This is a genomic window from Aeromonas genomosp. paramedia, from assembly GCF_023093515.1.
Classification (GTDB): domain Bacteria; phylum Pseudomonadota; class Gammaproteobacteria; order Enterobacterales; family Aeromonadaceae; genus Aeromonas.
In genome coordinates this window covers 1-15,854 of sequence record NZ_JAAROG010000024.1, presented here as the reverse complement: position 1 = coordinate 15,854, position 15,854 = coordinate 1, and the positions used below count along the sequence as shown (strand labels likewise).

The following is a 15,854-nucleotide window of genomic DNA, read 5'->3' as shown; positions in this document are numbered from 1 at the left end:
TCAAAAGCCACGATCTTGGCCCAGGTGGGTCAACTTTACTCCGGCGTTAGTGGGTCATTTTTACATCGGCGGTGACAATTATGTCTTTCCGAACAGGCATTCACCGGTAACTGGCAAATAGACTTACCAGAAGATGCCGTTGGACCATGGCTAATTTATACGAACGACCACACTCAACTACATTGCAGACCAACGATAGCGATAGCGACAGCCATCAGCCCACCGGATGATTTCTCTCCTCTGCGCAAAGCTCTATGCGAAGCCGACAGTCCAACACGGATGAGTATGCTCAGAACCGCCCTCCAGTTGATGGCTGCAGATCCAGAGAATGAGGATTGGCTAACACTGGAACAGCTCCTAGATAAGTTGCATCACCTGCCTTTGGCCAGTCTGGATATTTGCCAGGCTCTGATCCGTGAACCGCTGGCGCTAGCCATGGCCACACTGCTTCTGGACAATTTCTCCAGTCGGATGGCCGAGCGCCTACCATCTGAACTCCCTTTTGAGTGGCTACTAATAGCCCCAGAACATTGGTTCAGCACCTTCACAAAAATTCGCCAGCAGCTCCCCGCTGAAAATTCGCGCCGATTAGAGGCAATCCGCAATGACATCCAGAGTAAGAGCCACTACTTAGCTCGCTGGCAACCGGCACTGAGCTTTATTTTTGAACAAGGATTCCACCAGTATTTCGGACTCAATAGTCAGGATGTTAGCTTCTTCTTCAAAAACCCGTTGATGCTCATCGAATATTGGCTTGACCATCTGTTCGATGGAGAAAACTCGGCTATGCAGCAAATGTTTCGGCGAAACCCTCCAGAAACGCAACGAGACCTTGATCTCTGTCATGCAGAGCGCGAAGAACTCAGGAGATCAATGTATGGAAACAGGTTGCTCGATAGAAGCAAATTGCCAGTGACGGATTTCAAGCTTGGTGTAGTTATTCGGCCTTTTATGGCGGCCTTCGATGTCTATGCGGGAAAAGGCCAGCTGTGGCAATCCGATCCGGCGCGCTTGTTTAGTCTGAGAACAACTCGCCAACTCGATACCGTCTGGTTTGATGCAGCCTATCAAACCGGCTTAGCCATGGCCCAAACATACTCTATTGGGAAATGAATCTGATGCTTTATCAAAAAAACTATTTTTCCGCCCTGATGACCAACCTGAGTGTACGCAGTGAGCGTGCGGCCCAAGGCCTGCTCGGTCTGGGCAATCCTCATCTACGTCAATTCCTGCATGAGAAGTTGACAGCAACACCGGGAACACCGGGCGCCTGGCTTGCAGATCCAGTCTTCGAATCAACCTTTGGTTGGAAAGAAAGCGATGAAACCATGGCCTCTCTGGCGGGTGGAGAATTACTCCATACACGGCTGGCAAAAGCCATGGCTGAACCGCCAAAAGAGTTGGCCAAGGAATATCATTTCCCCGATAGCCGTCATCCGTTTACCCATCAGCTAGCTGCATGGCAGGTATTGAACTCTCCAGAACCACAATCGTTGGTGGTTACCAGTGGAACAGGCTCTGGCAAAACCGAATGCTTCCTTGTGCCGGTGCTCAATCAGTTGGCGAAGGAGATTGATAGAAATGAAGATCCTGATGGGGTCCGCGCACTGCTCATCTATCCACTGAATGCGTTGATTAACTCACAGCAGAATCGCCTGGATGCCTGGACAGACGGCTTTGATGGGCAAATTCGCCACTGTCTCTATACGGGGGCTCTGGAAAATGAGCGGAAGGCATCTGCTCAGAAGTACAAGGGACAAGTAATCGATCGCAAGAGCTTGCGGGCGCGTCCTCCGCAACTTCTTGTAACGAATGCCACCATGTTGGAATACATGCTCATCCGGAAAGAAGATGAGCCTATTCTACAAAGATCAGCTGGCAAACTACGTTGGATCATTCTTGATGAAGCACACACTCATATCGGCTCACAAGCTGCCGAGATGGCACTGCTGCTACGCCGCGTGATGCTGGCCTTTCAGGTTAATCCGCAGGATGTGCGTTTTGTGGCAACCTCAGCAACATTTGGATCGGATGCCAAAACCATCGAAAACCTGCGCAATTTCCTTGCTGATATCGGCGGTGTTCCACCAGAGCAGGTGCATGTTGTTCAAGGCCATCGGGACATTCCATCTCTGCACAAAGTTAAACCACATACGGAGCAAGACCATCCCGAAGTAATTGCTGCAATAGAGAGTGAGCATGAACAATCAGCCCTACGCTACCAACGCCTTGAAGCCAGTCCAACAGCCCTTCGGATCCGTTCTTTGTTCATTACGGATGGACAATTAAAACCACAAAGTCTGCAGGAGTTAGTACGAATCTCGGGTTTGTCTAAAAAACAACTGCTTACCTGGCTCGACCTGATGTCAGGGACAAAAAATGCCGAAGGTCTATCATTTTTACCGTTACGAGCTCACCTCTTTCACAATGTTATCCCTGCAATTCGAGCCTGTATTGATCGTAACTGCACACATAAAGCCAACACACCGCTGGCGCATCCAGAATGGCCATTCGGCATGGTGTATCTGGAAGAGCGGACCCATTGCAGCTGCGGCGCACCTCTTATGCCGCTGGTCTCCTGCGAGGAGTGTAATGAGAGCTTTCTGCAAACATCGGCCACCAGTCAAGGCAAGCTGATCGACCCATCACAACAACAAATCGATGAGTTTTCTTTGGATGAAGAACAATCAGATATCGAAGAACCGGATAAAGATAGTGAATTATTAAGTCACTCCTTGATCACCAATCGTGTTGTTGACAGTAGCTTTCCAGAGTATCTGGATCGCAGCAGCCAGAGGCTGAGATTTGATGGTCCCAAGGATGAATATATCGAGCTACAAGTATTCAGGAGCACTCAGAATGAATGTCCTTGTTGCGGTTCCTCAATTAGTGGACGCAGCTTGCTCCGCCCTGCGCGCATTGGCGCTCCCTTTACCTTAAGCACAGTGATCGGCACCTTGCTGGAGTTTTGCCCGCAGGATCCCGAGCCCTCCGGCAAGCCCTTCCAAGGCCGGAAACTAATTTCGTTTACCGACAGCCGCCAAGGAACTGCTCGCATAGCAGTCAAATTACAACAGGACTCCGAACGTAACCGGATCCGGGGACTGGTGTATCATAGGTTATTGCAAGCACAGCCAACCAATGCACTTACCGAGGAAGATTTACAGGATCTTCAGGAGTTACTACAGCTTCAAGCCAAACAAAAAATAGGGCGTTTTGAAGAAAAACACTTAAGCAGCTTATTGGCGAAACAAGCCGACGCATCAAAAGGGGCCGAAATCGGTTGGGCGGACATGGTGAACCATCTTGCTGGCACTCCAGAGCTGCAAATGGGTATGTTGGACTACTATAACGGCCTGGCACCAAATACCTTCGGTAAACAAGACAGTATTTCCCTAGCTGGGATGCTACTGGCCCGTGAGTTTTATCGTCGTCCCAAACGAGCCAACAGCCTGGAAACACTAGGACTGGTTCAGGTTTGCTATCCCAAGCTGGCGAGAATTACCAGCACCCCCATGACTTGGCCAGCACGCGCAACTAAAGAACAGTCTATTGAGTCTTGGCGTACTTATTTGAAGGTACTACTGGACTTCTTCGTCCGTGAAAACACCATCCTGAATATAGATAGACGCTGGCAATCCCTGATTGGCGCGCGTATCCGCCCGAAGTGGGTAGTCCCCCCTGTTCTAAACGGTAAAACTGAAAAGCTGTCCGGACGCTACACGCGATGGCCGACCGTCAACACTGTCAACGGTGCTCATTCACGAGCAATTCTGTTGCTCTGCAAGGCGTTTAATTGGTCTCCCTCTTTGCACCAGGATCAGATCGATTCGATTCTTAACGAAGCATGGGTTGCACTCACCCAGCACGCAAAATTGTTGATCTCTTCCGGTGATGGTTATCAGCTCGATTTGAGCGAAATAAGCTTCCGGCTGCCCCATGAGGTCTATTTTTGTCCGGTATCAAGGCGATTTATTGATACTCCGTTCGAAGGGCTAAGCCCCTATACACCTCGCACTGATCGGGAGATGGTTGTGAAAGTCGCGCCTTACACAATGCCGAGACCTCCTGAATCACTTCTGCATGCTTCTGGTGATCAAGGCTTGCTGGGCATCCGCGATTGGCTTAATAACCAACCAGAAATACAAAAATTACGCGAGAGCGCGCTTTGGTCTGATGTTTCAGATTTGATCAACGAAGGCGGGAATTACTTCTGTGCGGCAGAACACTCCGCCCAGCAACCAAAAAACAAACTGGATAAATACGAGGATCAATTCAAAGCCGGGAAACTGAATTTACTAAGCTGTTCAACCACCATGGAAATGGGTGTAGATATTGGTGGTATCAGCGTAGTAGCAATGAATAACGTACCACCTCACCCAGCTAACTACTTGCAACGGGCTGGTCGAGCAGGCCGACGCCGTGAAGGGAGATCTTTGGCACTTGCTGTTTGTAAAAATACCCCTCATGACCAAAGCGTATTCAATAACCCTCTTTGGCCATTTACCACAGCGATGCGTATGCCCAAGGTGTCACTGCAAAGCCCTGAACTGATACAGCGCCATATCAACGCCTGGTTATTATCTCATTGGCTGAAGCACGTTATCGCGGCCGAAGAGATCAAGGCAATGACTTCAGGGGCTTTCTTCCTTGATAACGGGATGCCTATGTCTCTTTCCAAACGCTTCGCTCTGTGGTGTGAGAATCAGGCGCTAGGAGCCGATGATCTTATATCTCAAGCGATCAAGGACATTACCCGGCGTAGCATTCTCAATTCAACTCCACAATCAGAACTGTTAAAACGAGCAAGTAATCGAGTTATTGAGATTACACAGTCATGGTTGCAGGAACATGAGGCAAGTCGGACGCAACTGCAACAAGTCGAAGACAAGAAAGCCGCCGCCTATCGAGCCATGGACGCGCAACTGAACCGGATAGAAAATGAATATCTTCTTAGCGAACTGGCCGATAAGCGTTTCTTGCCAGGTTATGGTTTTCCGACAGATATTGTCAGCTTTGATAATCGCTGTATGCAGACCTTGAAGCTGGATGAAAAGGGTCAGCGGGAGGACAATCGAGCCCGCTATCGTTCGCTTGCCTCCCGAGATCGTATTACCGGACTGCGAGAGTATGCTCCTGGTGCTGAGCTGGTCATGGATGGCTTGGTGTATAAGTCATCTGGCATCACCCTGAACTGGCACGCTCCTGCCTCTGCCGAAAACGTCAAGGAACTACAGCTCTTCAAGAAGGCTTGGCGCTGTGGACACTGTGGGGCCAGTGATACGGCCATCAACCCAGGCCTGGAACTCAACTGTCAAGAGTGTGGATACCCGATTGAGCGCGATCAGATCCATGAATACTTGGTGCCTGCCGGGTTTGCAGTGGACTTCTTTGATGATCCTCACAACGACATCAGCCGACTGCAATATATACCGGTTAAAGCGCCCTGGCTGAATGTGCCTGCTCGCTGGATCTATCTAACCAATCCGGCGTTCGGTATGTTTCGTGCGAGCCAACAGTCTCAGCTATTCCACTACAGTTCAGGAGCTAACCAGAAAGGTTTCGCCATCTGTCTCGAGTGTGGCAAGGCCGAACCCATGTTGAGCTATCCGGACCAATCTGCTGCGGCCAATGAACAGTATCTCCCGGCCATGTTCCGCGAAAAGGCCCAACATCGAAGACTGCGCGGTGGTAAGAACGATAATGGTGAGAACATCTGCCCCGGCAGCAACAATAGCTGGAAGATTAAGCAGAATATCCATCTGGGTCATGACTGCCTGACTGATGCACTGGAACTGGTACTACGAGATCCATTGAGCGGAGAGTTTCTCAATGATGATATCACTGGCTATTCGATTGCTGTCGCGTTGCGAGAAGCCATTGCCGCTTCACTTGGTATTCAAACTGAAGAGCTTGGCTGTGACTGCCATCCAATCCGGGTAGAGGATCGAACTGCTAGAGCCATTCGGGTGTTTGATCTGCGTAGCGGTGGCTACACCACTCTGGCTGCGGAGCAGTTGAATGACGCAAACTTGTGGCAACGGGTTATCGAACGTCTGAGCAGGTGTAATTGCTCGCATGCCTGCCAGCACTGCTTGCTCAGTTTTGATACCCGTTTTGAGGCTGACCGTCTTAATCGCCATGCAGCCTTAGAGTGGATCAATCAGACCTGGCTGACCGGCTTAGCATTGCCTGCCCCCCTTCAAGTATTTGGACCACATAGCCAAGCCGAAATTACAACCTTGCATGAAGCAGTTGAACGAATCATCACGCAGGATGACAGCCCCAAGACCATTGCAGTCTATCTCCTTGCGACCTCCGAGGAGTGGGATCTTGCCGTTGCTCGCCGAATGCGACATCAACTACATAGCTGGGAGCGTGCCGGGCACCAGGTGCAGTTGCATTTTCTCGAAAGCACCTTCGAATCCTTGCCAAAAGATCAGAAGGAATGGTTGGCAAAGCTGGCTATTAACGGAGTTGGGTTATGTTTGCACAAAAGCATTCCCGCTCTTGGAGAACTAACACTAAACATCACAGTACATGGACCGCAAGCTAACATCGCATGGGCCAGCAACAACATTGTCCTTACTGCTCCAGGGCATGACTGGGATCTAGCCTCTGCTGGCTCGCTGATTGTTCGCGGTTGTCCGCCAAACTTGCAGATAGGCCGAGAGCTAAATGCCAGCGAGTTGATACCAGGCAAGTCCCCTGAGCTTATCAAGATCGAGATAGCCGACCAGCTAGATGGCTCCCTCAACGGTTTTGCTGGCAGGTTCTGGGAACATCTTCGAAATGTATCTGATGTTCTTCTTAATGACATCTTTGAGGGCAAAGACCACATCACCGAAGTCACCTATACAGATCGTTATGTATGTAGTCCGCTAGTTGTGAATCATTTGGTTAATGTGATCCATGAACTGGGAGTACGCAGCAGTTCAAGTTTCGCTATCAGAGTTTTGGGACGTCAATATCAGAAGAACGACAACCGGACACCGTGGCAATGCAGGCATGATTGGCTCTCATCTCAGGAGCGGGATGAAGCCATCTGCCAAGCATTGGAATTCTGTGGCCTAGAGGGGGAAGTACTCAGCCTCCACTCCTTACCCCACTACCGACAGCTACAACTTCAGCTTAATTCCGGGAAGCGACTAACTATTCAGTTTGACCAAGGCCTTTCATATTGGGAGGCAGACCGCAGCGAGAAGAGTTATAGACTGAAATTCGATTTCTCTGCTGATTCTCTTGGTGAAGAACTCATTGAGCGAATGCAGTGCAGGGTCGCCGCAGCTGGGGATGAAAACACACAGATTTTTGTTTCTATTGAATGATAAGTGAGTGGCAATGAGGGAGAGTGTAAAAAATCTACATAACTGGCATTCTCACTAACCTTTTGAAAGGACAACAGAATGCCATTATCAGACGAACTGTATGGAGATGATATTCACCTCACAGTTGCCCACAAAAGGGAGTGGTCATACGGCTTCGCACCGGATAACAAAACGGTACCCCTACCGTGTTATCTGGAGTCACCCTATGACCACCAACAAGAAAGTGTAAGGACCCACTGAAATCCTGCTCAGGTCATAATGAGTGGAGATCACAGACATGAGCATTACGATGGACGAAGAAATCAAACGTTGGACCGCCAAGCGCAAAACCGCTTTGGTCATGGACATCATCCAGGGCAAGACCACTGTATCCGAGGCGGCTCGCGGCTTCGATTTAGCTCCCTCTGAAATTGAGGAGTGGGTTAATGACGCCAAACAGGGCATGGAGAACGCTCTGCGCGCCAAGCTGTTGGATATCCGCGAGCAGTACGAGAAGCAACTCAAAGAGCTTCAGGAGGCCTATGGCGAAGCCATGCTGGAGTTACGCGCCAGAAAAAAGTTGGCCTCCCTGCTCGGCGAGGACGACAGATAGTCGCCGATGTTTAGCAGGGATTACGCGCCGAGGGTACCGAGGTCTCCGTCAGTAAAATCTGTCGTTGGTTTGGCTTGCCGCGGCGCAGCTGGTATTACCGAAGCGTCAAGGCAGCGCCCAAGGTTCAGGAGCATCTGGTTACGCCGATCAGTAAGCGCCGCTAAATCGACCTACTTGCCTTCGTTGTATTGCGCCACTTTTTTTGCAATGGGCTCCAGCGGGACGTTCCAGGGGTAATCCCCCCGAAAAACCAGGGTGCTCATAAGTAGAATTTTCCCGTACCTTGAACGCAGGAGGTTCTACATGAAAACATCACGCTTTAGCGATACCCAGATCATCGCCATCCTCAAACAAGCTGAGGCTGGAGCTCCCGTCCCGGAGCTCTGCCGCGAGCATGGCATCAGCACGACCACCTTCTACAAGTGGCGTTCCAAATTCGGGGGGATGGATGCCTCCCTCATGGCTCGACTCAAGGAGCTGGAGGACGAAAACCGCCGCCTCAAGAAGATGTACGCCGAGGAGCGCCTCAAGGCAGAGATCATCACCGAGGCCATGGCAAAAAAGTGGTAACGCCATCTGCCCGCCGGGAGATGGCGACCAAAGCCGTGACTCACTACGCCATATCCATCCGTCTGGCTTGCCGGATCTTCAAGGTCAGTGAAAGCTGCTATCGCTATCAGCCCGTGCTGGTCGATGAAAACCAGGAAATTGCCGATTGGCTGCTACGTATCACGGCCAGCCAGCGCAACTGGGGCTTCGGGTTATGCTTTTTGTACCTGCGCAACGTCCAAGGCTTTGGCTGGAATCACAAACGGGTATACCGGATCTATCGGGCGCTGGAGCTCAATCTGCGGATAAAACCCAGGAAACGGTTGGTTCGGGCTAAGCCAGAGCCGTTGGCGGTTCCCGACCAGCCTAATCAGTGCTGGTCGATGGACTTTATGCATGACCAGCTCAGCGATGGCCGCTCGGTGCGGCTGTTTAATGTGATCGATGACTTCAATCGTGAAGCGCTGTGCATCGAGGTGGATTTCTCCTTACCCGCCTCACGAGTCAAACGGGCGCTGGAGCAGGTGATCACGTGGCGAGGTAAGCCCGCCATTATCCGATGTGACAATGGCCCGGAATACATCAGCGAAGAGCTCAAGCGATGGGCGAAACAGGAGGGGATAACCCTGGGCTATATCCAGCCAGGAAATCCGCAGCAGAATGCCTACATCGAACGTTTTAACCGCACGGTGCGCTACGACTGGCTGGGCCATTACCTGTTTGAGTCACTGAATGAACTACAGGAGTTTGCCACGAACTGGCTGTGGGTTTATAACCATGAGCGGCCCAATATGGCGCTGGGTGGCTACACGCCGAAACAGCGTCTGGCACAGGCCGCATGACCTCTACTTTTGAATGCCCCTAAAAATGGGGGGATTACCCTATTTTGCGCGCCACAAACGCAAACGATTTCCTTCACACTTTCAGGACATGTCATGGCAAAGCAAGATATGGCCGCCCAATCAGGGAACGGCGGCTTTTTGGACTCTTATTTTTCCATTTCCGCGCGCGGTAGCAGTGTGCGTCAGGAGCTGTTGGCAGGGCTGACTACCTTCCTTGCCATGGTCTACAGCATCGAGTTATTGTCAAATCTGGTGTATGGGGTCAGGCGGCATTCCTGTCTGACTCCTCCTGGACCTGTACTCCGTCCTTGAATTTCACGTTGTTCACCACCAACGTCAGCAGCGCAAATCCCTTGAGCCGCTTCCACTTCTTCTGAGCCGAGCCCAGCAGTTTGTAACCGACATTCCGCACCTGATTTAGGAATAAATTTGCCGATAGCGCTCACCCAATACCTCCAAAATGATCTGCTGGTCTCCTGTTAGCTCCGTTACTTGTGGCGGAGCTTCTCCCAGTCGATATTCATGGATGCCACCAAAGCGCAAAAAGATCCAACGGGCCGTCGGCTGCTGGGTCGGTTTCTTTTTCATATCCGCCACACTGCGATTCTGCTCCACTAATCCCTGCCGGATCCGGTGCTCCAACGCTGCGTAAATCATCAGGCTACAGGTCATCACCATGAGCAACGCTTCAATCCGCTCCGGCTTTTTCAGGTACAGTGAGGAGGTTAAAAACTCCGGGCTCTTGAGAAAACGAAAGCCCCGTTCGACATTCTGCTGCGCTTTATAGGTGGCCAAAAGTTCGGCCATGGTCAGCGTATCGCTGTGGTCATTGGTCGCCAGGATGAACACCCCGGTCTGGTTGTGGGCCTCTTCAACGCAAGCCAGGCTAGTTGCCGCCAACCCAGTGATTTGAAACTGATGGCCAATTGGCTCTTCGCCACGCTTGGGTCTGCCACGTCCTGTATAAACGGGTTCACCTACCACTTCGGCATCCAGTTGCAGCAGCATCAAGCTGGCGGTAAAACAGCTCAACTCAGCTTGGGCATCCGCCTCACAAGCAAAGCGTCGGGCACACAATTTGGCGAAGGCTTTGAGCTCGCGGGTACTGTCTTTGAGCAGGTTTTTGGCCAATGTCTGCTGCTCGCGGTGGCTGGCTTGTTCGCTGCGCACCAGCAACCAACGTTGCGCGACCCCGGCATAATTCGCGTGTTGCCAACGGCCATGATAGCCATTGCCCAGAGCGGTCAGCGGTTGTGCACCTATGGTTGCCACGGCCTGCTTTGCCTCATTGAGAGTGACGGGCACCCGGGTCACAAATAGTTGCTGCTGTTGCGCCAGTAATTGCAAGGTATCGGCGCAGTACAGTGCGGCATCGCCGACCAGATAACGGCACTCCTGCGCGGCCTTGAGACTGCTCAAATGGCGACGAACGGTCTGGGCAAAGGCTTTGGTGTCATTACTATTGCCGCTCAGGGCCTGCATATAGACAGGTAGGCCGGCCTGATTTTCACAGATGAGCTCAAGGATCACTTGATTCAGCTCTGGCCGGTGATCACGACTATAACCACGCACCAGTTGCAGCTTACCGACCAGATCCCCATCGGCACAGTCATAGGCGCCATCGACGTGAAAGCTGGTGATATCAAGATGCACCGCCGTGGGCTTGAGCCCCAGCTTGGCGACCACTTGCTCGGCCATCACCTGATAAAGCGTCGACACATCGGCCGCAAACAGCGCATCCAGACAGCGCCCGAGCACATCATCATTAAGGTCATCGGCGCAGAGCCCGGGGCCGATCAATCGCTCGACCGGCTTGTTGGCGAAGAACCGCGGGAACATGTGCAAGGTGCTGCTATGGAAGCCTAAGCCATTGATGATCATGGCCACCAACGCCTGACCATGAGAGACTTTGAAGGATTGGTTTTTGGGCAGCACCGCATCGATCATGCGGGCGATATCGAGCTCTTGGCACAGGCCGGCGACCAGGCCGAGGTGATCAAGGTTACGGATGGCGATGCGGGGAGCGGGCATGATGAGCGACCTCCAAAAAGCAGTAATAGATCAAAACAGCCGATCGCCGTCAAGCCGCGAAAAAGGGAAAATCAGGTGCGGAATGACGGATTAACGCCTAAACTCTCGGCCACAGGCCCGTAACGGGCTGCCTTTTTATTGATCTCGCCAGATTAGGGATAGCCGCCTTGAACCTTCGTCCCCTGCTTTTTCTGTGCCTGCCGGCCGCCCTGTTGCTAAGTGCCTGCGATCAGGCTCCAGCCCCCCAAGAACAGGCCCCGCGCCTGGTCAAACTCTTTACCGTGGAAGATCCGGCCGGGGCGCGCCTGCGCGAATTCCCCGCGCGCCTGAAGGCCACCGAGGAGGCCGAGCTGTCGTTCCGTATCGGCGGCCAGCTGAAGACCCTCAACGTGCTGCAGGGACAGCCGGTGAAACGCGGTCAGCTGATTGCCAGCCTGGATGACGCCGACCAGCGCCTGCGCCTGCGTGATCGCCAGGCCAGCTATGACTTGGCCAACGCCCAGTTCAAGCGTATTGCCCAGTTGCTGGAGCGGCAGATGATCTCCCGCGCTGAGTATGACCAGCGCAAGGCCACCCTGGATTCGGCCAGCGCAGCGCTCAGCCTGGCCCGTCAGGAGCTGGAATACACCAGCATTCTCGCGCCCTTCGACGCAGTGGTGGCCAGCACCCATGTGGACAACTTCCAGGTGGTGCAGGCCAAGCAGCCCGTGGTCACCCTGCAGAGCGGCAATCAGCTGGATGTGCTGTTTCAGATGCCGGAAAACCTGCTGACCAACCTGCGCAGCCGTGAAGAGAACCGCGACTATCACCCCAGCGTGATTCTCGACAGCCTGCCCGGCCGCGAATTCGAGGCGGTCTATAAGGAGCACAGCACCCAGCCTGATCCCAAGACCCTGACCTATCAGGTGACCCTGTCCATGCCGCGTCCCGAGGGTCTCAACCTGTTACCGGGGATGAGTGCCACGGTCAAGGTTGACTTGGCCCAGGTCAGCCGTGACCTGGGTAGCCGCCTGCTGGTGCCGGTGGAGGCGGTGTTCAGTCCGGACGACAGCGGCCCCGAGGTCAAGCAGGTGTGGGTGGCTCGCGAGCAGGACGGCGTGCTACGTCTGACGGCCCGCCAGGTCGAGGTGGGCCAGCTGAGCCGCAACAGCATCGAAGTACTCAGCGGCATCGAACCCGGCGAGCAGATCGTTGCCGTGGGTGGCGCCGAGCTGGAGGAAGGCCAGGCGGTAAGGCCCTGGGTACGCGAGCGAGGGCTGTAAATGGATATCGCCGGCTACTTTATCCAGCGTCGCGTCACCAGCTGGCTGGTCACTCTGGTGCTGGGCATCGGCGGGCTGCTGGCCTTTCTCGGAATCGGCCGCCTGGAAGACCCGTCCTTCACCCTGAAGAACGCCATGGTCATCACCAGCTATCCCGGCGCCTCGCCGCAGCAGGTGGAAGAAGAGGTCAGCTACCCGCTGGAGAACGCCATCCAGCAGCTGCCCTCGATCAAGAAGGTCACCTCCATCTCCAGTGCCGGGCTGTCGCAGATCAGCCTGGAACTGCACAGCCAATACAAGGCCGAGCAGATCCCGCAGATCTGGGATGAACTGCGGCGCAAGATCAACGACTTGCAGCCCAACCTGCCACCGGGGGTCAACCCGCCGCAGGTGCGGGATGATTTCAGCGATGTATTCGGCTTCTTCCTGCTGCTCACCGGCGAGGGCTACAGCGCCCAGGAACTGCGCGATTTCGCCGACTACCTGCGCCGTGAACTGGTGTTGCTGCCTGGCGTAGGCAAGGTCAGCCTGGCCGGCGCCCGCCAGGAGCAGGTGCAGGTGGAAATCTCGCGCAGCAAGATGAGCACCCTGGGTATCGCCCCGCAGCGCCTGGCCCAGGTGCTCAGCCAGCAGAACGTGGTGTCCAACGCCGGGCGCATTCTGGTCGGCAGCGAGTCGATCCGCCTGCACCCCACTGGCGAGCTGCAGGATGTGCGCGAGCTGGAGCGTCTGATCATCAGCGACCCGGGCAGCGCGCAGCAGGTCACTCTCGGCGATATCGCCCAGGTCAGCCGCGGCTTTAGCGAAACACCGGGCAACCTCTACCGCATGAACGGCCAGCCGGCCCTGACCCTGGGCGTTTCCTTCGCACCCAAGGTCAATGTGGTGGATGTCGGCGCGACGATCAACGCGCGCCTGGCTGAACTGGACGCCCAGCGCCCGGCCGGTATGCAGTTGCAGGTGTTCTACGACCAGGCCGCCGAAGTGCAGGCCTCGGTGCAGGGTTTCGTGATCAACTTCGTCGCCTCGGTGGCCATCGTGATCGTCGTGCTGCTGATCTTTATGGGCCTGCGCAGCGGCCTGCTGATCGGCCTGATCCTGGCCCTGACGGTGCTCGGCAGCTTTATCTTTATGCGCCTGCTGGGCATCGAGCTGCAGCGCATTTCCCTCGGCGCCCTGGTGATCGCCCTGGGCATGCTGGTGGACAACGCCATCGTTATCGTCGAAGGCATTCTGGTCGGCCGTCAGCGCGGCCAGAGCACCCTGGAGGCGGCGCGGGGCATTGTCCGCCAGACCAACCTGCCGCTGCTCGGCGCCACCCTGATCGCCATCATCGCCTTCGCCCCCATCGGCCTGTCGGACGACTCCACCGGCGAGTTCTGCCTGTCGCTGTTCCAGGTGCTGATGATCTCCCTGCTGCTCAGCTGGGTGACTGCCATCACCCTGACGCCGTTCTTCGCCAGCCTGTTCTTCCGCGATAACCAGACCCTGACCGGCCAGGATCAGGGCGACCCCTACGGCGGGGTGATCTTCACCAGCTACCGGCGCCTGCTCGACTTCGCCCTGCACCGCCGTAGCCTCACTCTGGGCGTGTTGGTGGTGCTGCTGGTGGTGGCCATTGCCGGCTTCGGCAAGGTGCGCCAGAGCTTCTTTCCGCCGTCCAATACGCCGATGTTCTTTATCGACCTGTGGCTACCCCAGGGCACTGATATCCGCTACACCGAGCAGCTGGTGGCCGAACTGGATCAGCATGTACTGGAGCAGGAAGGAGTGACCACGGTCAGCAGCACAATCGGTCAGGGCGCCCTGCGTTTTATCCTCACCTACTCACCGCAGAAGCAGTACCCCAACTACGCCCAGCTGCTGGTACGCACCGACAACCTGGAACGCATCGAACCGCTGATCAATCAGCTCGAACAATACGTGGCCGAGCAGTACCCGCAGGTCAAACCCAAGTTCAAGCAGCTGATGCTCGGCCCCGGCAACGACAGCAAGATCGAGGCGCGCTTCAGCGGCCCCGACCCCGACGAACTGCGCCGCCTGGGTGGCGAAGTCAGCCGCCTGATGCGCCAGGATCCGGTAGCCAATGCAGTGATGCACGACTGGCATGAGCGCACCAAGCTGGTTCGTCCACAATTTGCCGAGGCCCGCGCCCGTGAACTGGGGGTGGACAAGAGTGCACTGGATGACCTGTTGCGCATGAGCTTCTCCGGCATGAACGTGGGCCTGTACCGCGACGGCACCCGCCTGCTGCCGATTGTCGCGCGCACCCCGGACAACGAGCGGCTGAATGCCGACAGCCTCAGTGACCTGCAGATCTGGAGCAGCGTGCGTGGCATCTACCTGCCCATCGAGCAGGTGCTGCAGGGCTTTTCCACCGAGTGGGAAGACCCGCTGATCATGCGTCTGGATCGCAAACGCACCCTCACCGTGCAGGCCGATCCAGCCCTGCTCAGCGGCGAAACAGCAGCCCAGCTGCTCCAGCGTATCAAGCCCGAGATCGAAGCCATCCCCCTGCCCGAGGGGTATCACCTGGAATGGGGCGGCGAATACGAAAGTTCGCGCAATGCCCAGGGCGCGGTGTTCGGCAGTCTGCCTCTGGGCTATCTGGTGATGTTTATGATCACCATCCTGCTGTTCGACTCGTTCAAGCGCGCCACCGTGATCTGGCTGACCGTGCCCCTGGCGATGATCGGCGTAACCCTGGGCTTTCTGCTCACCGGCATTCCCTTCGGCTTTATGGCCCTGCTCGGCCTGCTCAGCCTGAGCGGCATGCTGGTGAAGAACGGCATCGTTCTGGTGGATGAAATCCAGCTGCAGCTGGCCAGCGGCAAGGACGCCCTGCAGGCCGTGGAAGAGGCCTCCATCAGCCGCGTACGCCCGGTATCCATGGCTGCCCTGACCACCATCCTGGGCATGAGCCCGCTGTTGACCGACGCCTTCTTCCAGAGCATGGCGGTGGTGATCATGTTCGGCCTGGGCTTCGCCACCCTGCTCACCCTGGTGGTGCTGCCGGTGCTCTATTGCGTGTTCTACGGGATCAAGGCGCAGACCAAGGCAGAAGTCTGAGGGGCGGTTGTCCACCCTATGCTGGCGTGACGTGGCGTAGGGTGGACAACGCGCAGCTTGTCCACCCGCTGTTATTCCCTGCTAAATCTGGCGGGCGCGCCTAAAGGGGTCGTCTCAGAAAACGGAATCTATGGTCACTCCCGTTTTTGCAACACCGATTTTGACGACAAGTTGGCTTGCT

7 protein-coding genes and 2 pseudogenes are annotated in these 15,854 nt (G+C 55.0%); 7 read left to right on the top strand and 2 right to left on the bottom strand.

Going from position 1 to position 15,854, the window contains the following annotated elements:
* Positions 1 to 285 precede the first annotated feature (285 nt).
* The 5 genes and pseudogenes from HB860_RS17835 to HB860_RS17815 form a co-directional block, all read left to right on the top strand.
* On the top strand, positions 286 to 1,113 hold the full coding sequence (locus tag HB860_RS17835; RefSeq protein ID WP_247627503.1) for a hypothetical protein: 828 nt from the start codon (positions 286 to 288) through the stop codon (positions 1,111 to 1,113).
* On the top strand, positions 1,110 to 7,328 hold the full coding sequence (locus HB860_RS17830) for a DEAD/DEAH box helicase (protein ID WP_247627502.1): 6,219 nt from the start codon (positions 1,110 to 1,112) through the stop codon (positions 7,326 to 7,328). The genes HB860_RS17835 and HB860_RS17830 overlap by 4 nt, the downstream gene beginning before the upstream one ends.
* A gap of 289 nt (positions 7,329 to 7,617) precedes the next feature.
* Positions 7,618 to 7,920 carry a transposase gene (locus tag HB860_RS17825; RefSeq protein ID WP_234823638.1) on the top strand — a complete coding sequence of 101 codons (303 nt, stop codon included), beginning with the start codon at positions 7,618 to 7,620 and terminating at the stop codon, positions 7,918 to 7,920.
* Positions 7,921 to 8,223: 303 nt separating this feature from the next.
* Positions 8,224 to 9,311 (top strand): IS3-like element ISKpn10 family transposase gene (locus HB860_RS17820; RefSeq protein WP_099368947.1). Its coding sequence is split into 2 segments (ribosomal slippage): positions 8,224 to 8,476 and positions 8,476 to 9,311, totalling 1,089 coding nucleotides; the frame shifts between segments, so codons are not numbered across the junction.
* Positions 9,312 to 9,404: 93 nt separating this feature from the next.
* Positions 9,405 to 9,566: pseudogene (locus HB860_RS17815) on the top strand (permease); the annotation flags it as partial.
* A gap of 7 nt (positions 9,567 to 9,573) precedes the next feature.
* On the opposite strand, the pseudogene HB860_RS17810 reads toward HB860_RS17815, so the two are convergent.
* Together HB860_RS17810 and HB860_RS17805 are read right to left on the bottom strand one after the other, a co-directional pair.
* Positions 9,574 to 9,708, bottom strand: a pseudogene (locus HB860_RS17810) (IS256 family transposase); the annotation flags it as partial.
* Between the two features lie 20 nt (positions 9,709 to 9,728).
* Positions 9,729 to 11,342 (bottom strand): IS1634 family transposase, encoded by a 1,614-nt coding sequence (locus HB860_RS17805; protein ID WP_247627501.1) that lies wholly within the window; start codon positions 11,340 to 11,342, stop codon positions 9,729 to 9,731.
* Positions 11,343 to 11,509: 167 nt separating this feature from the next.
* On the opposite strand from HB860_RS17805, the gene HB860_RS17800 reads away from it, so the two are divergent.
* Positions 11,510 to 12,604, top strand: a complete 1,095-nt coding sequence (locus HB860_RS17800) for an efflux RND transporter periplasmic adaptor subunit (protein WP_010676151.1) — start codon at positions 11,510 to 11,512, stop codon at positions 12,602 to 12,604.
* On the top strand, positions 12,605 to 15,673 hold the full coding sequence (locus HB860_RS17795; RefSeq protein WP_113979172.1) for an efflux RND transporter permease subunit: 3,069 nt from the start codon (positions 12,605 to 12,607) through the stop codon (positions 15,671 to 15,673). It abuts the gene before it with no gap.
* The last annotated feature ends 181 nt before the right edge of the window (positions 15,674 to 15,854 follow it).